We start from the raw sequence: 19,596 nt of genomic DNA, 5'->3' as shown, positions 1-19,596 counted from the left end.
AACATTTCATCAGGTGTATCTCAGGAAGAATCGTAAAACTTTCGTGTACAATAAAAATAGTAACGCTATCACAACAGGATAGCGTTACTATTTTTAGGATATGGCGATACTATCGAAAGAGCATCCCGTCACTATTTTATAAAGAGCATTCTAAACAATGCTAAGCTTAGCCAGATAATCATAATGCTTTCCTTCTTTCACAAGTTCTGCTTTAAAGCCACATTCGGAAGCGTATAGGCTAAGTGTCTGAAAATCTATATATAACCAGTCGAATGTGTCTCCTTTTATACTCTTGTATTGCATCCGGAAATCAATTTCTCCGTAATAATCTCCGGCTAAGTCGATAACTATGCTGCCGTCTTCTTCTTCGAACAGATATCGTAAGTCGCTGGAATCCATCAATATACATCCGCCGGGGCGGAGGATACGTTTCATTCGTCGGAAAAAATCAGGCATATTGCTTAGTCTGCCGATGATTCCCGAGCCGTTCATAAGCATAAGAATGGTGTCGAATGTTTCTGTGAATGTTTCATCAAAGAGGTTGATAAGACGGGAATCCTTGACTCCTCGTTGCTTCATTACTTCGACAGATAGCGGAGAAATATCAATGGCACAAACCTCTTTTCCCATATCCTGAAGTGCCAGGGCGTGACATCCGCTTCCTGCGCCTACGTCCAGTATTTGTCCTGTGGCCATTTGTAGGGCAGTACGTTCCAGCATGGGCATGGAGGGCATGGAACGGAACAACTCCTTGACAGGAATTTCATCTTCTTCGAATTGAGAAGAAAAAACTCGCAAGCGGTCAGCTCTGTGGAGGTTGAAAAAATCGGAGATAGCAGCCCCCATTGGGTCTTTTTCCGGGATGAGAATTGTTGTTGCCATATTGGTCGTTACGATTGTTTTAGTTGGCAAAGATAAATAAATCCGTAGAAAAGGGTTATCTTTGCTGCCGGAAATATGATACTAATAACTTAATATATGAGTATAGAAGAAGCAATCATGGGTGGAATTGTCTTTAAAGGTAAGAAAGACAAGCCACAGGAAGATGAAAAAGTGAAGACAAAGGCTAAGAAGGCAACATATATTCGTGGGCAACATGGTTCGGGTGCAGCGAAGATGAAAGCTGATATCAGGAAAAAAAGAGCAAATCGACATAAAAAATAAGAATCATATTTGTATTATTTTTGTTTGCTTTTATATAGGAACTGTTATTTTAGGAATATGCTATTTATTTTCATAGACAATGATAAAAAAGCGGGGCAGGATAATCATCCTGCCCCGCTTTTTTATCATATGAATTATTTCTGCGGAAGTATCTCAATCCAATAATCGTCCGGGTCATTAATGAAATACAGTCCCATGGCGGTATTCTCGAAACACACGCAACCCATTTCTTTGTGATAGGCACGGACTGCATCATAATCACCTGCTACACGAAAGCAGAGATGACTCTCGTTCTCACCCAACTCATAAGGAGCCGTATGATCTTTCAACCATGTTAATTCCAGAAGAAATCCCGTCTCGTTATCTGTCAGGTAGACGAGGATGAATGAGCCGTCGGAAGCTTCTTTCCGATGATGTTCTTTCAATCCGAGTGCTTTCCCGTAGAAGGCAATACTTCGTTCCAGATCGGTGACGTTGATATTAAAATGGTCAAATCTACTTTTTATTTCCATTGTTGTGATCTACTTTATTTTTTCATTAAGAGCTTCACGATCTCACCGACATAAGTACGGGGTTGACCAGCTTGCGGAGTAGTCTGTGAGGCCAGTTTCTTACATTCAATAACAGCCGAAGGCGTTGTTTGGTTCGGAGCGTAGAGTTTCAGTGCATAACTGTCTGCCTTCTCCATTGCTTCGTAAGACTGGTCGGGGGAAAGCGTGCAGTAAGCAACGGCTTTACCGGACTGATAGCCCAGTGCACCACCGGCGTTGGCAGTCATATTTGTCATATTGAATTCGTCTTTTCCGATAGAAATCACTAACTTGCCGCTTCCCATTAAAGCATATACTTCACCCGGAATCTGTTTCAAGTCGATTTCTACATAACCCGGCATATCTGCCGAAGCTTTGCCGACAGGAGTTGCAGGAGTCAGATCGGCGGCAGGAACTGCATTTTGGGCAGGTTCGCCGATTGTCACTTTGATGTCAGTTTTCTTATCTGCACCGCCAATAACAATCGGCCCTGTGGCTGTAACGATCGACGGAGCCTTTTGTTCTTCTTCTTTCTTCTTTTTCTCTATTTTCGGACGGGTATCCGGAGCTCCGAAGGCTACAGCTACATCCATAAATATATCATCGGCAAAGTCTACCGTTTTTCTACGCCATTTTGCCAATCCGCGGACTAACTTAGTCTTTGTTTTATTAAGTGCGTATTTGTCGGTAATCCATTCTTCCGCTTTGTACTTTTCTGTATCACGGTATGTGAAACGGATTTTTTCCAGTTCCACCAGACAGTTGCCGGGTTTGCAGGTAACGGTGATCTGGTAGTTGATTAGCGTACGGTCTAATGAAAGAGCGCTGGAACTGAATACGATCCACTCTTCTCCGATACCGGCAATGGTTCCTTTGTCTTCGTCGGCATAGACAACGCGGCTATCAACATTTTGGTTTTCTTTCAGACGTTCGGTCATCCACTTCATGACCGTGTCATAGATTTGTGCCTGACTCATTCCGGGAATCTGAAATTCCTTAGAGAATATAACTTTGCCGTCTACTTCGGGGACAGCTCCCACGAGATACCTGCTGTCGTCTTTTTTTTCTTTTGCTGAATCTGCCTTCATTGCTATCGGCAATGCGAGGAACAGGGTAAGAAACAGGATTGTAAATTTATTCATAATTATTATGTGTTTATTTGGTAATTTCAAAACTTTCGCCCCGTTGGGTGATGCTGATAAACCGGCATCCTGCATTTTCGGCGAAATTACGAAGCGCATTACCGCCTTCATAATCTTCACTAAAGTGCATGGGCACAAATATAGTAGTTTTTATTTGTTCGATGAACTGTTTTGCCCCTTTCATATAATCTTTTCCCATTCTCCGGTCCACCGGAAACAGCACTAAATCAATGTCCGGCGCTTTTTCTTTTAAATATTTAACTTCTGCAAGGAAATCTCCGTTTGCTTTTCGTATCTCTTCTTCGGTAGATTCTTCGCTCCAGTGCCAGTTGTTTAAATCGCCGGCATGGAAAACACTCCAATCTTGCAGGTGAATCAAGAATGAACTGCCCACATCCGTCGAACCGAAAGCATCGATGCGGAGCGTCTCGTCCTCATATGTTTCTCCTTTCTTTATATAGATGGCATCTTCGGCCTGGGCACGGTGAGATTTCAGAATGTCTTTAGAGAAAATATAATGGATGTCAGGCCGTTGTTCTTTCCAGGTCAATATTTCGCGGTTGAAATGGTCGGGGTGGAAGTGAGTGGCTAATACATAGAGCTTACCCGGCTTTTGCAAGAGGTAATCATGCACGATTCCCCGGCTATGTTCGGCTTCCGAGGAGTCTTTGTAATAGTCGATAATAACGGTGACGCCTTCTGCTTCGAGGGCGAAACCGCTATGATAAATGTAATCCAGTATCATAAGCTGAATATTTTTGTAGTTGCAATATTACGTATTCTAGTTGAAGTTGCCAAGAAAAATCGACGAAATCAAGGGGCAAGGCGACTGATTTGCCATTCTCCATTCTCTTTCAGGATATACAGAAAACGGTCGTGCAGCCGATTCGGTCTTCCTTGCCAAAACTCAATCCGGTTGGGGGTGACGGCATATCCGCCCCAGTTGCCGGGCCTTTCCACTTCTTTCCCTATCCAATGGGCGGCTTCTTTCACGAAAGCGCGTATCAGCTGCATCCGGCTCTTGATAGGTCGGCTCTGTGGAGAAATGCGTGCACCAATCCGGCTTTTATAGGGGCGTTTACGGAAATATTCATCCGATTCCTCCGACGGGACTTTCGTTGCAATTCCTTCTATGTGTACCTGTCTTTCGAGAGCGTGCCAGACAAAAGAGAGCGAGATATGTGGATTCTGTTCCAACTGTTTTCCCTTACGGCTTTCATAATTAGTGTAGAAGATAAACTTCCCGTCATGAAGCCCTTTTAACAGTACGGTACGCGTAGAAGGTTTCCCTTCGGGAGACACCGTACCTACAATGACGGCGGTAGGCTCGTCTACTTCCGCGTCAATCGCCTCTTGTAGCCACCGGCTGAAAAGCCAAAGCGGGTCGCCGGGAAGTTCATTTTCCCTCAACCCGCCTTTCGTGTATTCTTGCCGGATATCTGCAATGTTTATTTTTACCATAAGATTATCTGGCATTTAAATTGTTCGTTCATTACATAGGAACTTCGATCAACAGAATATGTGAATCTTTTAATGTCTCCAGTTCGAAGTTGTTAGTATCATAAATCCCCATTCCGTCACGGCGTTTCATGACTTCACCGTCTACAATGATTTCTCCTTCAATCAGAAAGATGTAGACACCCGCATGACTTTGGTGTGTATGGTATCCAAGTTTCTTTCCGGCTTCTACTTTGCCGATAGAGAACCAGGCATCTTGCAGAAGGGAAGCGGGAGTGCTTCCGTCGGGCGAAACGATAACTGCCAATTCGTTCGGGCGTTCCAGTTCACTGATATTGAAGTCCTGATAGACAGGGCGTGTGTTCCGTTCTCTCGGCATAATCCAGATCTGGAGAAATTCTACCGGTTCTACGGGACTTGCATTCATTTCGCTGTGGAAGATACCTGTTCCGGCACTCATTGTCTGGATTTCTCCCACGGTGATGATGCGGCTGTTCTTTTTACTGTCACCATGTTGCAGATGTCCTTTCAGTGGAATGGAGACAATTTCCATATTCTTGTGCGGATGCGTCTGGAATCCTTCTCCGGGTGCCACTTTGTCGTCATTCAATACACGAAGTGCACCGAAATTGATACGGTTGGAATCGAAATATTCATCGAAACTGAAAGTGTGGTAACTATCCAGCCACTCATATTTAGAATGTCCTCTTGTATCTGCTTTATGTATAACTTTCTTCATAATGTTCTCCTTTTTCTTGTTGTTTATATGTCTTATGAACAAAGAGGGTGGGGGAAAGGTTTTATTTCTTCACTTCATTTAGCAAAGGCTTATGGTTGATAAAATCTCTGATATTTTGTAATGTCGTCATTGCGATATTCTCCAGTGCTTCGTGTGTGAAGAAGGCTTGGTGGGAGGTCACAATGACATTGTTGAATGAAAGCAGCCGGGCAAGCACATCGTCGTCGATGATGCGGTCGGACTGGTCTTCGTAGAAATATTCGCTTTCTTCCTCGTACACATCCAGTCCGGCAGAACCGATTTTCTTGTTTTTTAAGCCTTCAATCAAGGCGTTGGTGTGAATCAACTGTCCGCGACCGGTATTGATAATCATCACTCCGTCTTTCATTTTGCTGATAGAGTAGTCATTAATCAGGTATTTGGTAGCTTCGGTAAGCGGACAATGGAGGGAGATGATGTCGGAACTATGGTATAATTCGTCTAATGAAGTATATACGATTTTTTCTTCGCGGGCGAAGTTATAGTCCGGATAAAGGTCGTAGGCCAATATGTTCATGCCGAACCCTTTCAGAATATGGATCAGGATCTTTGCAATCTTTCCCGTGCCGATGATACCTGCTGTTTTTCCGTGCATATCGAACCCCATGAGTCCGTGAAGGGAAAAGTTTCCATCCTTGGTACGCCAGGAGGCACGGGGAATTTTCCGGTTGAGGGATAGCATGAGAGCTACGGTATATTCGGCAACCGCATAGGGTGAATAGGCGGGGACACGTACCACCGTGATTCCGGCAGCTGCGGCAGCGTTTAAATCTACATTATTAAATCCTGCACACCGCAATGCCAGTAGCTTTACTCCGTTGGAAGCCATGATGCGGAGTACTTCCGCATCGGCAATATCATTGACGAAAATACAAACTGCATCTACCCCTTGTGTCAGTAATACATTGTTTTTATTCAGGTGTCCTTTGTAGTAGCGTATCTCAAATCCGAACTCTTTGTTTTTATCAGTGAAAGAAGATTCGTCATAAGGCTTTGTGCCGAAAAAAGCAATTGTATAGGCCATAATATTTTCTGTTTTTATTCTTACATAATAAACACTGAAATAGGGTGAATTGTTTATCCTTTCCTATGTCTTGAATATAAATCGTTTCATTAGAAACTGTTTGGTTTTTCAATTAAAATAGGGGGGGTAATGAAAATAAATGCACAATCATACCTTCTATGTGCAATTATATCGTATCTTTGCGCCCGAAATAATTTAAAAAAGATTTAGATGAGAAAAATTTCCTTGATTGGATTTGTGATGTTAATCGTTTCAATTCCAACTTTTGCCGGAGGTCTTCTGACAAATACTAATCAACATGTGGCTTTCCTTAGAATGTTAGCACGCGGTGCTTCCATTGATATTGACGGTGTTTATTCCAATCCTGCCGGTCTGGCTTTCTTGCCGGGCGACGGTCTTTATCTTTCTTTGAACGGACAAAGTGCTTATCAAACGCGTAATATAGATATGACGTTTCCACTGTTCCCGGAAGACGGGCACAGACGTTATTATAAGGGTAAAGCTTCTGCTCCTTTTATTCCTAGTTTCCAAGGTGCTTATAAAAAAGGAGACTGGACTGTATCCGGTAGCTTCGCTGTTGGCGGTGGAGGAGGAAAGGCTTCTTTCGATGACGGTTTGGGAATGTTCGATTCAATGGTAATGGGACAGATTTATCAAGCTGCAAGTGGCAAAGTTACTCCTAATATGTACACAATCAATAGTGCAATGGACGGAAGCCAGTTCATTTATGGCGTTCAATTAGGCTTGTCATATAAGGTTAACGATTGGCTGGGTGTTTTTGCCGGTGGACGTATGAACTATTTCAGTGGTGGTTATGAAGGCTTTCTGACTGCGAAAGTGAAAGCAGACTTGCCGGGTATGCCGGCAGGTACGGAATTAGCAGGTATCGAATTGGATTGTGACCAGACAGGTTGGGGAATTACGCCTATTCTTGGAGCCGATGTGAAACTGGGTAAATGGAATATCGGTTTGAAATATGAGTTCATGACAAGCTTGAATCTTGAGAATAAGACCAAGAAAGCGGAAGTTCGTCAGATGGGGAATGTAATGGGGGATGAAGGAAATCCGTTGGCTGATTATAAGGACGGTGTAAATACGCCGAGTGATATTCCTGCTTTATTGACTGCCGCCGTTGGTTATGAAATCCTTCCTACACTTCGTGCAACAGTAGAATATCATCATTTCTTCGATAAGGCTGCCGGTATGGCCAATGACAAGCAGAAAGCTTTGAAACATGGTACACACGAGATTCTACTTGGTGCAGAGTGGGATGTGACTAAACAACTGACGATTAGCGGTGGTTATCAAAATACAGATTATGGATTGGCTGATGATTTCCAGAGCGATATTAGTTTCTCATGCGATTCTTATTCACTTGGTTTTGGTGCCGCAATCAAAATGACGAAGCATTTGACGATGAATGTTGCTTATTTCTGGACAAACTACAAGGACTATAATAAAATGACAGAAACAGCTCTTGGAGCTTCATCAACTACATACAGCCGTACTAATAAGGTGTTCGGTCTTGGTGTAGACTACAAGTTCTAAGATTTCATAATCCGACCTTTATATATAAAGAAGCCGTCTCGGACATTGTCTTGAGGCGGCTTTCTTTATTTTTTTGTCTTAGAAAGAATACTGCACCAGCATATTCAACCGGTTTGCATGGCTCGTTGAAGAACTGAAATCACTGCGCCAGCCTCTCAAGTATTCGACACCGACTTGAAGATTACCGCTTACATTCCAAAAAGCATTGGCTACAAGATATTGCCCTTTGCGATACGAATCGGGGTTTGCACTAGGATAGCCGTTTTCAGAGTAAAGTCTGGATAAACTGTACGTTCCGGAGACAAATACATTCGGCGTAATGTTGTACTGCAATCCTGCATACCAACCCAACATTGGAAGAACCTGCATCTTGCCTTCATTGTCAGGGTCGGGAACAAGGTCAACATTCAGATTGCTTAAATCATTCAGATAAGAACCGATCCCTTTACCATAATTGAATTGTCCGTATGCCTGCAATTTCTTTGTGATATTAAACGTTGTAGAGGCTTGCAGGCCGAATCCGGTCTTTGAGTAAGCCTTATCGTGCACATTGCTCGAATAAGTCATATTGCGGACAATCGCACCTAATTTAATATGGCTGCTGCTGTTCCAGTTGAACTGTGCGGAAGCGGCGAAGTCCGGCATTCGTTGAGTATTGATTGCTACGTCATTGTTGGTCGTGCCGTCTACCGAAGGCATTTCCATAGAAACTCCGAATTTCCAGTTTTTCAGTTTATCGCACATATAACTTAGTTGCGTGGTACGATAGAAAGCTGAACCGTTCGGACCGGCGAAGTCGATAGTAGGAGGCAGGGCCGAAAGGTCCATAAACGAGCCGTAGCTGTATCCGATTGTGAAACCGAGGAACTGTGCATAAGCATTTTGCAGTTCGAAGGTCTTTCCGTCGCCACGGAAGTTACCGGCGGTATAAACCACGAAATCACCAAGATGTTTGGTGCGTCCTACCAGTTTGAGAAACAGGGTAGAAGTAGTGATATCCATTTGGAACTGGTTTTTGGCAAAATTATCCTTTCCCGGTCGGCCGATCAATGCCGGATAGAAATCCACATCGTCAACGATTCCATTAAAGTCATACTCTCCCGTAGCACGAACGTAGCCACCGATACCGAGGGCGAATTTTCCCTTTTGGTCGGTAAGCAGGAAGCGAGGCGCGTTCGGGTCATGGAAACGCATCTGCGAACGGTCGTTCATGATACGGATGATTTCATCGCCCGCTTTATCCCGTGAGACAAACATGATCGAATTGGGTTCCTCATCTTCGATGACTACTTTCTTTTGTGCCTGGGCACAGACGGGGAAAACTCCTATCCCCAGTAGCATAGCTACCATTTTAAAGCTTGTTTTCATTATAAGTTAAGTTTTAGGTGAATGCCCAATGAACAACTAAAAAAAGAAATGGTTGAAAGGCCAAAGGAAAAATTGCCAAACTAATCGGAAGAATTGCTATTTATAATGATTCTAAAAAGGCGGATCTTTGTACCGTACCAATTAGATAAAAGAAATACGACGATGGAAAAAGTAGAATTTACTCAAGGAATACTGGCGATGGAATCTGATCTGCATCGCTTTGCATATAAATTAACGTCGGACCGTGACTCTGCCAACGATTTAGTTCAGGATTGCGTATTGCAGGCTTTGGATAACCACGAGAAATTTGCGCATGCCAAGAACTTGAAAGGATGGATGTTTACAATTATGCGCAATATTTTCGTCAACAACTATCGCCGTACCGTCCGCGAGATGAATATTATAGATGATACGTATTCTATCAATCAGCAAAGTCTGATAGAAGATGAAGACAGCGACAGATTTGAATTTGCTTATGACATGAAGCAACTGTATCGCGTGATACATTCGATCCCCGAAGATATGAAAGTTCCTTTTCAGATGTTCGTTGCCGGATTTAAGTATAGAGAAATTGCCGAGAAATTAGGATTGCCGATGGGGACAGTGAAAAGCCGTTTGTTCTTTATCCGCAAGCGGTTGAAGGAAGAACTGAAGGACTTCTCCTGATACAGTTCTTTTTAATTGAGTGATGTGTTTTAAGGTCAAAGTGAATGAGCCTTCCTGTCTGAATGCGAAACTGATGGGGAGGCTTGTTTTTTATTTCCGTGTTTCCCCGGCGTATAGAATCTGATAAGAAGAAAGCGATACTTTCAGTTTTATTTTCTATCTTTGCACCCCGAAAGAATTAAAAAGAGACGTATGATGCCGTGAATAACGGTCGTGTATTCTAGAACACCACGTAAAAAACAGGAATTATGAAAGAGAAAGTATCTGTACCCTTTATGCTGCTGGGCATTCTTTTTAATGTGTGCCTCATTGCAGCCAATCTTCTTGAAACGAAAGTAATCCAGATCGGTAGTCTGACCGTAACCGCCGGATTATTGGTTTTTCCTATTTCTTATATTATCAATGATTGCATCGCCGAAGTTTGGGGATTCAAGAAAGCGCGCCTTATCATTTGGAGCGGCTTCGCTATGAATTTCTTTGTTGTTGCTCTTGGGCTGATAGCTGTTGCGATCCCTGCCGCTCCTTTTTGGGAAGGGGAGGAGCATTTCGATTTTGTGTTCGGCATGGCACCCCGTATTGTGGCTGCCAGTTTGATGGCATTCTTGGTTGGTTCATTCCTCAATGCGTATGTGATGAGTAAGATGAAAGTGGCCAGCCGGGGACGGCATTTCTCGGCACGTGCCATTCTGTCGACCCTTGTCGGTGAGACGGCCGACTCGTTGATTTTCTTCCCGGTTGCTTTCGGAGGTATCATTGCGTGGCGGGAATTGCTTATCATGATGTGTATTCAGATCATACTGAAATCCATGTATGAGGTTATTATCCTTCCGGTGACTATCCGTGTAGTGAAAGCCATTAAGAAGATAGACGGTAGCGATGTCTACGACACCGATATTTCTTACAACGTGCTGAAAGTGAGAGATATATAATTGAAATAGAGAACATAACCTTACCCTTTTATAACTTTATGAATATGAATAAAGAAAGCGCATTGGTGGTATTCAGCGGTGGGCAGGACTCGACTACTTGTCTGTTTTGGGCAAAACGTAACTTCAAGAAAGTATATGCTTTGAGTTTTCTGTATGGGCAGAAACATGAGAAGGAAGTAGAGCTGGCGCGAGAGATTGCCCGGAAAGCTGAAGTGGAATTTGATGTGATGGATGTTTCCTTCATCGGAAGCCTGGGACATAACTCATTGACGGATACGAGCATGGTAATGGATCAGGAAAAACCTGCGGATAGTTTTCCGAATACATTTGTGCCGGGACGCAACCTGTTTTTCCTGAGCATAGCGGCTGTCTATGCCCGTGAGCGTGGCATCAATCATCTGATAACGGGAGTTTCCCAAACAGATTTCAGTGGCTATCCCGATTGTCGCGATGCGTTTATCAAGTCTCTCAATGTGACGTTGAACTTGGCTATGGACGAGCAATTTGTAATCCACACTCCGTTGATGTGGATTGATAAGGCCGAGACATGGGCTTTGGCGGATGAACTGGGAGTGCTGGATGTGATACGTCATGAGACATTGACGTGTTATAATGGTATCCCGGGGGATGGTTGTGGACATTGTCCGGCTTGCACGTTGCGCCGGGAAGGATTGGAGAAGTATTTAAAAAGTAAGAATCAATAATATCTCTACATAGAGATTAAAATGCATTTTCTGCTGTCACATCCTGCTGTCACAAGAAAGTTCTCATTTATAAAACGGCCGTAAGTTTCGTTTGGAACACGCCGGGTTAAATTAGTTTCAGCAGCTTGAAACAATAGTTTCATCAGTGAGAAACTATTGTTTCACCGCCTTGAAACTGTAGTTCCAAAGGCTTGAAACTAAAAGTTTCCTATAAGGAAACACTTTGTTTCAAGCCAAGAAACATTCTGAAACCCGTGGGGAACGGATACAGTAGCCGTTGGTTAAGAGTTGAAGGTGATAGGTGATAGATACGGTGATAGGTTGAAAAATGAATCTATCACCACTTAAATGCCTGTTAATAAGATGTTTGGGCCTGTCCGGTGATAGGTGAAAGAGGAAATGCATTTTTTTATCTAGGTAGAGGTTGTAGTTTAACAAGAGTAATGACTGAATTAAAAGACCAACTTTCCTTATTGGGAAGAAAGACCGAGTATAAGCAAGATTATGCTCCTGAAGTACTGGAAGCTTTTGATAATAAGCATCCGGAAAATGACTATTGGGTACGTTTCAACTGCCCGGAGTTCACAAGTCTGTGTCCCATTACCGGACAACCGGACTTTGCCGAAATACGTATCAGCTACATTCCGGAAGTAAAAATGGTAGAAAGCAAAAGTTTGAAACTCTACCTTTTCAGCTTCCGCAATCATGGAGCTTTTCATGAAGATTGTGTAAATATCATCATGAAAGACCTTATTAAACTGATGAACCCCAAATATATCGAAGTCACGGGAATCTTTACTCCGCGTGGAGGCATCTCTATCTATCCGTATGCCAATTACGGTCGTCCGGGAACGAAGTTCGAACAAATGGCGGAACATCGGTTGATGAATCGGGAATAATAAAAAAGGCTTGTCAAACATCGGCATTGCTTATGCGGCACTTCTTGAGGAAATGGATAAAAGGCTGGATGATTTAATGAATGGTTTAATATTGTAGAAGATATTTCGGAAAAATAATCTTGTAGAAGAATACCTGATGTAGTAAAGAAGTTATCTGAAGAATTAGGTGTATATTTACGGAAAAATTATGCTCAACGTCTTTCTTTTAAAGAGACGGGGGAAATCGTTCCTTGGCCGGATGAAGTTCTATAATAAATTATTTAATCCATTAAATTTATGAAACATATTTTTATGCTATGGAAAGTACTAATGGTTTGCCTGTTGTTAGCAAATCCGTTAGCGTCTTATGCTGATTTTCAACCTTCTTATTCAACGGCAGGTTTTTATTCGCTGCCCAATACCGGTCGCACGGTGTATGATATGAATCCCGCCTGGCGTTTCTACAAAGGGAAGATAGAAGGTGCCGAACAGAAAAACTTCGATGATAAGAAATGGGATATCGTATCCTTACCTAATGGGATAGAATATCTTCCGGTTGAGGCTAGCGGGTGTATTAATTACCAAGGCGAAATATGGTACCGGAAACATTTCACACCTGATGAAGCCTGGAAGAACAAACAATTGTTTCTTCATTTTGAAGCTATAATGGGGAAATCAAAAATATGGGTTAACGGTAAGCTGCTGAAAGAGCATTTCGGAGGCTTTCTGCCTGTTATTGTTGATGTATCTTCTGCCCTGAACTTTGGTGAAGATAATGTGGTCACGGTGTGGGCTGATAATAGTGACGATCCTTCCTATCCTCCCGGTAAGACGCAGGAAACACTGGATTTTGCTTACTTTGGCGGGATCTATCGTGACTGTTGGATGATAGCTCACAACCGCGTATTTATTACCGACCCCAATTATGAAGATGAAGTAGCAGGCGGCGGGCTGTTTGTTTCTTATGATAAAGTGTCGCGGCAATCGGCTTTGGTAAATCTGGATGTGCATATACGTAATACTTCGGGAAAGTTCTTCAGTGGAAAAGTCAGCTATGAACTGTATGACCGTGATAACCGTCTTGTGCTTTCAACAGAGAAACGATTGTCCGTGGGCAATGAGCATGCGGCAAAAGTGGCCTCTCGTATGAAGGTTGACAGTCCTCATCTTTGGTCGCCCGACAGTCCTTATCTCTATCAGTTGCACGTCTATGTGAAGGATAAAGCCGGCAGCATTGTTGACGGATATCGTCGTCGCATTGGTATCCGGAGTGTGGAGTTTAAAGGAAAAGACGGTTTTTGGCTGAACGGTGAACCGTATCCCTATCCGTTGATTGGGGCTAATAGACATCAGGATTATGCTGTGATAGGCAATGCCTTGTCTAATAACCTGCACTGGCGCGATGCAAAGAAATTACGCGATGCAGGGTTGCGTGTTATCCGTAACGCACATTATCCGCAAGATCCTGCTTTTATGGATGCGTGTGATGAGTTGGGACTCTTTGTTATTGTCAATACTCCGGGATGGCAATTCTGGAATGATGAACCTATTTTTGCCCAAAGAGTATATAGTGATATCCGTAATATGGTTCGCCGTGACCGCAATCATCCTTGTGTGTGGATGTGGGAGCCGATTTTAAATGAAACCTGGTATCCGGCAGAGTTTGCTAAAAATGTGGTAGATGTACTGAATGAGGAATATCCTTATCCATATTGTTATGCCGGCTGTGATGTTACGGCACGTGGACACGAACATTTTCCGATCCATTTCACTCATCCGGTAATGGGGGGAGGAGGGGCCTTTAATACGGAGACTTTGAATCCCGATGTTTGTTACTTTACCCGGGAATGGGGAGATAATGTGGATGACTGGTATTCGCATAATTCTCCGAGTCGTGTGAACCGTGTCTGGGGAGAAGTGCCGATGTTGATACAAGCGCAGGGATATGCAAACCCCGATTATAAATATACGTGCTATGATGTACTGTATAGAACTTCCAGACAGCACATGGGAGGTTGTTTGTGGCATTCCTTCGATCATCAGAGGGGATATCATCCCGATCCGTTTTATGGAGGAATTATGGATGCGTTCCGGCAACCGAAGTTCTCTTATTACATGTTCTGTTCGCAACGTCCTGCGGAGGAAAACAAGGAACTGATTGCAGATAGCGGTCCTATGGTGTATATTGCGAATGAGATGACTCCTTTTTCTCCGAAAGATGTTACGGTGTATAGTAACTGTGAAGAAGTTCGTCTGACTTTCTGCAAGAATGGCAAACAGCATATTTATCATAAACCAATCGATAAGGCCGGAATGCCATCGCCTGTTATAACCTTTAGCGATGTTTTTGATTTTATGTATGATAAGCAATTGTCGCGAGGAAGGAAACAGGCCGATTCGTATCTTCTGGCAGAAGGTCTGATAGCCGGAAAGGTGGTTGCAACACATAAGGTGATGCCGGCCCGCCGCCCCTCTAAAATACTACTTTGGGCGGATGACGAGAAGGTGAGTATGAAAGCGAACGGTTCGGATATCATGACTGTAATAGCTGCTATTGCAGATGATAATGGGAACATCAAACGATTGAATAATTATGAAATAACCTTTGAAATAGAAGGTCCCGGACAACTGATTGCTGACAGTAAGACGTTTACAAATCCGGCTCCGGTTCGTTGGGGAACTGCGCCTGTATTGGTAAGATCTTCTACTGTTCCGGGAGAAATCAAGGTGCGTGCATCCGTGGTATGGCAAGGTAAACATACTCCGGTTTCGGCGGAGTTGATTATTCCGACTTATCAGGCGGAGCATATTTTGCTGGCAGATAAAAAGGAACTGGAACGATTGAATTCTGTTTCCGGACAGAAAGCAATGAGCACTGATTTTAAGGGACAGAACGGAAACAACTTGAAGCGACAGCAGAAAGTCAGCCGCTCGAAGTTAAAAGAGGTGGAAAAACAACAAAGTGATTTTGAATGATAATGTAAAAGAATCAATATATAAAGAATAATCTATGAATTTCCCCCAATCATACATTTGGATATTGTAAGATTGGGGGAACTCATTTAATTGGATTTCACTTCTTTTCTCTCTCCATTCGCCTGTACTGCATATATCTTCATGCTATCATTCCAAGGAATAGATGCCGGAATATCAAATGAGAAGAAATTAGAGAAATACATTATCTCACTACCTTTTTTTACTTCAAATGCGACAGCTTCATCACCCGAACTTATTGTAATATGTTGCCCGGAACGGGTATATGTTACATTCTTTGTAATCTTCTGGTCATTCTTGAACTGTGTATAATAGCCTACATCACCTACCTGATATTGTTCAATACCCACATCATTATTCTTTCTGTCTTCAAGATAATAAAATGCATGTTTAGGTGCAGGAAACTGGCTCATGTAGCTTACTGCTTCGGCAATCATGGTTGGTGTCACATTGTAGTTCCATTTACCATACTGTTCAATCTCCACATTATTTACCGGTTCGAGGAATCCCCACATCCTGAAGAATTCAGTCAGATTCTCATTGGCAGCCTTACTTGCCATCTTAGCAAAATGTAACTGACCTGCTCCCGGATTAGATTCAACAATACGATCTTCCCGCAAGAGTTTGAAGAGTTTCTGCCAGAAATCTGTTTTATAGCCACAACGATGATAATAATTCCAAAGTTGCCAGTTCATACGCATATGTATTTCCGTATCCTCATTCTGATGAGTGGCGCTACCCATATTCCACCAAGCTTGTTTATCAACAAAACGGGCTTTTGCCAACGCGCTTAATTCCGATCCTCTCGAACAATATTTTCCCAGTTTAAACAGTATGTAATTTGAGAAAAGATTATTGGATGACTCTGTTGAACCGGGCCAGTTGATAGCACGCTGGTGAATATGTCCTATTTCGTGAGCCGGTCCCCAGGCATTGTCTTTAGCAGCCATCACGTTATCATAAAGCAAAATATTGTTGAGATAAGTATATACGAATCCAATCCTATAATCTGATGCCCACATATAGCTACCTTCCGGAGAGATGGCAAACAAATGATTGTTGACCTGTGACGGACGGACGTCATCAATACCCATCAGTTCCTGTTGCCAACTAATGATATTATCCCAAAGATTAATGGCAGACAGTATATCGTAGGGAACAGCCTGCATCATCTTATCTCGATGGAAGTAGAACATAATTCTTTCACCACGTATGCAGAAATACTTATAAGTAGCTTTATTTATAAGCTCTTTATATTTATCATTAGTCTTATCCGTTTTTACATCAAAGAATCCGCTGACATATCCGCTACCTAAAGGAATATGTATCTTCACAGGTTTTGCATTGACATCCTGCAAGTTAGTGTTATACATAAGGAACAACATTCCTCGCTGTGTAAATCCAAGTTTATTAACTCCTTCTTCAAGGAAACGGGTTTCTCCGCTTGCTGCTGTTTGCACATAGTCGCCGGACTTTTCTTCACCGATGCATTGAATAGACAAACTCTGTCCATGGGTGTCACCTACCAACACAATGACCGAATCTCCGGCTTCCACATAAATACCCGTAGGGTTGTCTAAGTTACTGTATCGTTTGGTCATCAGTGTTTCTGCCCATTCCTCTACATTACTGTAAGGGTGATAATCTTGTATACGGAAAGACTTTTCCCATTCGTCATATGTGTTTCTCTTTAATTGAATGGCTATATTGGCAAAATAGCCGGGAAGTGCATTTATCTGTGCATCGGTCGCTTCATCTCTCACCTCCGTACAAGTTATATCTGTAAAAACGCCCAGCAATTGTGCGTCAAGTTTCTTATCCGGATTCTTTTGATAGAACTCCATTTCATCACAACTTACAAAGTCTCCCAAGCCGGAGTGAACCTCAAATTTTATTTTAGTAGCTTTCTTCAAACTCTGAGCAAACACCACACGGCTTGAAGCATTCTGCATCTTAAAATCGAATGAACCGTACTTCGTATATTCGGGAGCATCTTCTGTTGCCGTGTAAATATCCAATTTGCCAAAATTACCATTTCCACTACGGGTGTGATAAATCAAGTAATCTATGTCTTTTGTGCCATCAAAAAAATATTCGAGAGTAACAGGAAAATTAGCCTTTTGATTCCAAATTGAATGATAGGGGGTTCCACCAAACTTGCCATCAAAAGAGTTCTCGATTCCTTGTCCCGGCTGGTGCTCACTATCTTTTCCTCCATTGGGAGATATTTTCAAATCACCTTCTATCTCTACATCCGAAACACCGGAATCTTTAGCATTTTGTGTAACTGAGCATAATGCTCTTATCTTGTCGTCTTTAGTATATATGTAAGTGAATGTGACAGTACGTGTTTCATAATATGGGTTGGCATCTACCGTATATTGGTATTCTTTATCTGTCAGCGCACGGGTGGCAGGAACAGTTTTGATCCAATCACTGTTTTCCGATTGCTCTATTGTGTATTCTATATTCGAAGTGACAATAATGGAAAGAGGACCGCCGGCCGCATCGATTATCGGATTGGGATTCTTGACAAGGATAGCAGGACCGTACCCTAATTGACGTACTTGAATAGTATAGTTTTGCACAGAACTCTTTAATGTGATTTCTGCAGAGCGTACGTCCGGTTCTTCATTGGCATGTACCAATACTTTTACCGCGGGCGAAGAACCCGACATGTCTTTTGCTGCGACACACCAGTCCTGATTTGATGAGACTACCCATGCGTCTGCGGCCAGATTAGTTTCCACAGGTATTACAAGCGATGATTGTTTTTGATCGAAATCCTGTTGTAAATACTCCTCTTTTATTGTGAATACAGGAGTTTTATCACCCGGTTCATCATCGCTGCAAGCCAGGAACAAAGAAGAAAAGATGAGAGAAGTAATCCCCCATAGTAAGAACAGATATTGCTTCATAAAGTATTGTATCATCAAAAGATTATTCAAAGTTAACCATAAAAGTTAATGAGAGAGAGAAAACATTCTCTCTCTCATTAAAATATTACTTAGGAGAAAAATCAGTCTGTGCTCATCCAGAACTCTGCAAATGCAAAACTGTTTCCTACTGACGTTTTATCTACTTGTACCCGCAAATATTTAAATGGTTTGCCGACGAATACCGGCGATGTATATTTTGCTTTTGTTGCCGTTGGTAGATTTTCTGTAACCGTAGTGATTTTACTGAAGGCAGTACCGTCCGGACTACCGAGAAGTGTATACTGCAGAGGAGCGCCATTATTGTTGTTATGACGTATTTGATATCCTATTGATACTGCTGTGGATTCTTTCGGCAGAGCAATTTGAATCCAGTGAGGCATTGGTGCTACTCCGCTCCAGTTACTATGGTAATACGTATCTTCTTTTCCGTCGAGCATTTCAGCAATAGAACCTTCATTTGTCGGATCCGGGAAAATACTAATCATATTTTCTTTCAGGTCGACTTTGGTTAATTTGCTTGCATCAGGTACATAAGAGATAGCATACAACGATGTATTTCTTTCTGCATCGATAACAAATTGTGGTTTAGTGCATGAAGACAAACAAATCGGAAGCACATAATTACCATAACTCAAACCGGTACGGTCTACTTCAATATTCGCCTCTTTTACACTTTCCATATCGTTGGTAAAGTTGACAGTTGTCTCCAGCGTGTAAGCAGTAGAAGGTAACATTGCATAATCACATTCGTTTGCTGCATTATATTCGTCTAACAATTTCGAATCGATAGTTAATTCACAAGAGAAGTCCCATTTGCTTGGAATAGGAATTTCCAATGGCAAAGTGAAATTCATTTTAATAGGGCCGTTGTCCGAGAAAAAGTTTTGAGTATAACCGCTCTTTGAAAAGAAAACTGTCGGAGTTTGTACATTTGGCTTAATAAAAACCTTTCCTAATTTTGAATTGATAGAGTCCTGTGAATTTTCCAGTTGCAATGGTAGCACATACTCTTCACCGGCATTCAAGGCGGGAAGCCCGTCAATAAGTTCCGTTTTTAGAGTAATATCCATAGTTTTATACAGTTCATTTGCGGCAAAAGTAAATTTTCTATCGCCCTTCAATTCATAGCAAGTGGTGGGAATGGCTTTGTATTTTACTCCCTGTTCTGCATTATATATAGCCAATGCAGCATCATCCAACGTTCCTATACTTACTTCCGTCACTGCGTTGAGTTCTGAGCCTCCCTTGTTTATCACAACCTGGTAGTTGGCATCTTCCCCTGTGTTATATACACTTACAGGTATTTCGCCACTATTTCTGAAATAAAGTATAGTACTGAAATCATCCAGAAATTCATCCTTGCCATCTTCGCACGCAGTCTGCGTTAAAAGGAAGGCAGATACGAACGACACTAATAATATATTTTTTCTCATAAATATTTTCTTTTTATTAATAAAGTGGTTTTATGTGTATT

Annotated in this window: 17 protein-coding genes; 7 read left to right on the top strand and 10 right to left on the bottom strand. The window is 42.3% G+C overall.

Going from position 1 to position 19,596, the window contains the following annotated elements:
- Positions 1 to 150: 150 nt before the first annotated feature.
- Positions 151 to 882: a class I SAM-dependent methyltransferase gene (locus tag CGC64_RS16165; RefSeq protein ID WP_005678527.1), complete on the bottom strand. Its 732-nt coding sequence runs from the start codon at positions 880 to 882 to the stop codon at positions 151 to 153.
- 96 nt (positions 883 to 978) lie between these two features.
- On the opposite strand from CGC64_RS16165, the gene CGC64_RS16160 reads away from it, so the two are divergent.
- Positions 979 to 1,164 (top strand): hypothetical protein, encoded by a 186-nt coding sequence (locus CGC64_RS16160; RefSeq protein WP_005678528.1) that lies wholly within the window; start codon positions 979 to 981, stop codon positions 1,162 to 1,164.
- 134 nt (positions 1,165 to 1,298) lie between these two features.
- Here CGC64_RS16160 and CGC64_RS16155 read toward each other — a convergent pair whose 3' ends face one another.
- From CGC64_RS16155 to CGC64_RS16130, 6 genes are all read right to left on the bottom strand, one after another.
- A complete protein-coding gene (locus CGC64_RS16155) occupies positions 1,299 to 1,676 on the bottom strand; it encodes a VOC family protein (protein WP_005678529.1) in 378 nt (125 codons plus the stop codon).
- Between the two features lie 14 nt (positions 1,677 to 1,690).
- A complete protein-coding gene (locus tag CGC64_RS16150) occupies positions 1,691 to 2,836 on the bottom strand; it encodes a DUF4468 domain-containing protein (protein ID WP_005678535.1) in 1,146 nt (381 codons plus the stop codon).
- 13 nt (positions 2,837 to 2,849) lie between these two features.
- Positions 2,850 to 3,581: an MBL fold metallo-hydrolase gene (locus CGC64_RS16145; protein ID WP_005678537.1), complete on the bottom strand. Its 732-nt coding sequence runs from the start codon at positions 3,579 to 3,581 to the stop codon at positions 2,850 to 2,852.
- Between the two features lie 68 nt (positions 3,582 to 3,649).
- Entirely contained in the window at positions 3,650 to 4,297 is a 648-nt protein-coding gene (gene pdxH, locus CGC64_RS16140; protein WP_032855334.1) for a pyridoxamine 5'-phosphate oxidase, read from the bottom strand.
- Between the two features lie 31 nt (positions 4,298 to 4,328).
- A complete protein-coding gene (locus CGC64_RS16135) occupies positions 4,329 to 5,033 on the bottom strand; it encodes a pirin family protein (RefSeq protein ID WP_005678540.1) in 705 nt (234 codons plus the stop codon).
- A 61-nt stretch (positions 5,034 to 5,094) separates the two neighbouring features.
- Positions 5,095 to 6,096 (bottom strand): 2-hydroxyacid dehydrogenase, encoded by a 1,002-nt coding sequence (locus CGC64_RS16130; protein WP_005678542.1) that lies wholly within the window; start codon positions 6,094 to 6,096, stop codon positions 5,095 to 5,097.
- Between the two features lie 210 nt (positions 6,097 to 6,306).
- Here CGC64_RS16130 and CGC64_RS16125 point away from each other — a divergent pair, with 210 nt between their 5' ends.
- On the top strand, positions 6,307 to 7,644 hold the full coding sequence (locus CGC64_RS16125; RefSeq protein ID WP_005678543.1) for an OmpP1/FadL family transporter: 1,338 nt from the start codon (positions 6,307 to 6,309) through the stop codon (positions 7,642 to 7,644).
- 78 nt (positions 7,645 to 7,722) lie between these two features.
- Here the strand turns inward: CGC64_RS16125 and CGC64_RS16120 are convergent, their stop codons facing one another.
- A complete protein-coding gene (locus CGC64_RS16120) occupies positions 7,723 to 9,012 on the bottom strand; it encodes a DcaP family trimeric outer membrane transporter (protein WP_005678544.1) in 1,290 nt (429 codons plus the stop codon).
- Positions 9,013 to 9,174: 162 nt separating this feature from the next.
- Between CGC64_RS16120 and CGC64_RS16115 the strand changes: the two genes are divergently transcribed.
- The 5 genes from CGC64_RS16115 (at position 9,175) to CGC64_RS16095 (ending at position 15,165) form a co-directional block, all read left to right on the top strand.
- Complete coding sequence (locus CGC64_RS16115; protein ID WP_005681558.1) at positions 9,175 to 9,678, top strand: RNA polymerase sigma factor; 504 nt, start codon at positions 9,175 to 9,177, stop codon at positions 9,676 to 9,678.
- A 248-nt stretch (positions 9,679 to 9,926) separates the two neighbouring features.
- Entirely contained in the window at positions 9,927 to 10,607 is a 681-nt protein-coding gene (locus tag CGC64_RS16110) for a queuosine precursor transporter (protein WP_005678546.1), read from the top strand.
- Positions 10,608 to 10,651: 44 nt separating this feature from the next.
- Positions 10,652 to 11,311: a 7-cyano-7-deazaguanine synthase QueC gene (queC, locus tag CGC64_RS16105; protein ID WP_005681556.1), complete on the top strand. Its 660-nt coding sequence runs from the start codon at positions 10,652 to 10,654 to the stop codon at positions 11,309 to 11,311.
- A gap of 443 nt (positions 11,312 to 11,754) precedes the next feature.
- Positions 11,755 to 12,210: a preQ(1) synthase gene (gene queF / locus CGC64_RS16100; RefSeq protein ID WP_005678551.1), complete on the top strand. Its 456-nt coding sequence runs from the start codon at positions 11,755 to 11,757 to the stop codon at positions 12,208 to 12,210.
- 276 nt (positions 12,211 to 12,486) lie between these two features.
- The gene (locus CGC64_RS16095; RefSeq protein WP_005678552.1) at positions 12,487 to 15,165 is read left to right on the top strand and encodes a glycoside hydrolase family 2 protein; all 2,679 of its coding nucleotides are present in this window, start codon (positions 12,487 to 12,489) and stop codon (positions 15,163 to 15,165) included.
- A gap of 86 nt (positions 15,166 to 15,251) precedes the next feature.
- Here the strand turns inward: CGC64_RS16095 and CGC64_RS16090 are convergent, their stop codons facing one another.
- Together CGC64_RS16090 and CGC64_RS16085 are read right to left on the bottom strand one after the other, a co-directional pair.
- The gene (locus CGC64_RS16090; RefSeq protein ID WP_005678553.1) at positions 15,252 to 18,116 is read right to left on the bottom strand and encodes a M60 family metallopeptidase; all 2,865 of its coding nucleotides are present in this window, start codon (positions 18,114 to 18,116) and stop codon (positions 15,252 to 15,254) included.
- Positions 18,117 to 18,202: 86 nt separating this feature from the next.
- Positions 18,203 to 19,555, bottom strand: a complete 1,353-nt coding sequence (locus CGC64_RS16085) for a BT_3987 domain-containing protein (protein ID WP_089421584.1) — start codon at positions 19,553 to 19,555, stop codon at positions 18,203 to 18,205.
- Positions 19,556 to 19,596 lie beyond the last annotated feature (41 nt).

It is taken from the genome of Bacteroides caccae (assembly GCF_002222615.2).
GTDB lineage: Bacteria > Bacteroidota > Bacteroidia > Bacteroidales > Bacteroidaceae > Bacteroides > Bacteroides caccae.
Note: the sequence above shows the minus strand (reverse complement) of the source record. Positions and strands in the feature narration are given on the sequence as shown.

Excerpts from the sequence above, each read along its gene's own strand:
- CGC64_RS16165 (WP_005678527.1), bottom strand. The coding sequence starts at position 882 with ATGGCAACAACAATTCTCATCCCGGAAAAAGACCCAATGGGGGCTGCT.
- CGC64_RS16160 (WP_005678528.1), top strand. The coding sequence starts at position 979 with ATGAGTATAGAAGAAGCAATCATGGGTGGAATTGTCTTTAAAGGTAAG.
- CGC64_RS16155 (WP_005678529.1), bottom strand. The coding sequence starts at position 1,676 with ATGGAAATAAAAAGTAGATTTGACCATTTTAATATCAACGTCACCGAT.
- CGC64_RS16150 (WP_005678535.1), bottom strand. The coding sequence starts at position 2,836 with ATGAATAAATTTACAATCCTGTTTCTTACCCTGTTCCTCGCATTGCCG.
- CGC64_RS16145 (WP_005678537.1), bottom strand. The coding sequence starts at position 3,581 with ATGATACTGGATTACATTTATCATAGCGGTTTCGCCCTCGAAGCAGAA.
- pdxH (WP_032855334.1), bottom strand. The coding sequence starts at position 4,297 with ATGGTAAAAATAAACATTGCAGATATCCGGCAAGAATACACGAAAGGC.
- CGC64_RS16135 (WP_005678540.1), bottom strand. The coding sequence starts at position 5,033 with ATGAAGAAAGTTATACATAAAGCAGATACAAGAGGACATTCTAAATAT.
- CGC64_RS16130 (WP_005678542.1), bottom strand. The coding sequence starts at position 6,096 with ATGGCCTATACAATTGCTTTTTTCGGCACAAAGCCTTATGACGAATCT.
- CGC64_RS16125 (WP_005678543.1), top strand. The coding sequence starts at position 6,307 with ATGAGAAAAATTTCCTTGATTGGATTTGTGATGTTAATCGTTTCAATT.
- CGC64_RS16120 (WP_005678544.1), bottom strand. The coding sequence starts at position 9,012 with ATGAAAACAAGCTTTAAAATGGTAGCTATGCTACTGGGGATAGGAGTT.
- CGC64_RS16115 (WP_005681558.1), top strand. The coding sequence starts at position 9,175 with ATGGAAAAAGTAGAATTTACTCAAGGAATACTGGCGATGGAATCTGAT.
- CGC64_RS16110 (WP_005678546.1), top strand. The coding sequence starts at position 9,927 with ATGAAAGAGAAAGTATCTGTACCCTTTATGCTGCTGGGCATTCTTTTT.
- queC (WP_005681556.1), top strand. The coding sequence starts at position 10,652 with ATGAATAAAGAAAGCGCATTGGTGGTATTCAGCGGTGGGCAGGACTCG.
- queF (WP_005678551.1), top strand. The coding sequence starts at position 11,755 with ATGACTGAATTAAAAGACCAACTTTCCTTATTGGGAAGAAAGACCGAG.
- CGC64_RS16095 (WP_005678552.1), top strand. The coding sequence starts at position 12,487 with ATGAAACATATTTTTATGCTATGGAAAGTACTAATGGTTTGCCTGTTG.
- CGC64_RS16090 (WP_005678553.1), bottom strand. The coding sequence starts at position 18,116 with ATGATACAATACTTTATGAAGCAATATCTGTTCTTACTATGGGGGATT.
- CGC64_RS16085 (WP_089421584.1), bottom strand. The coding sequence starts at position 19,555 with ATGAGAAAAAATATATTATTAGTGTCGTTCGTATCTGCCTTCCTTTTA.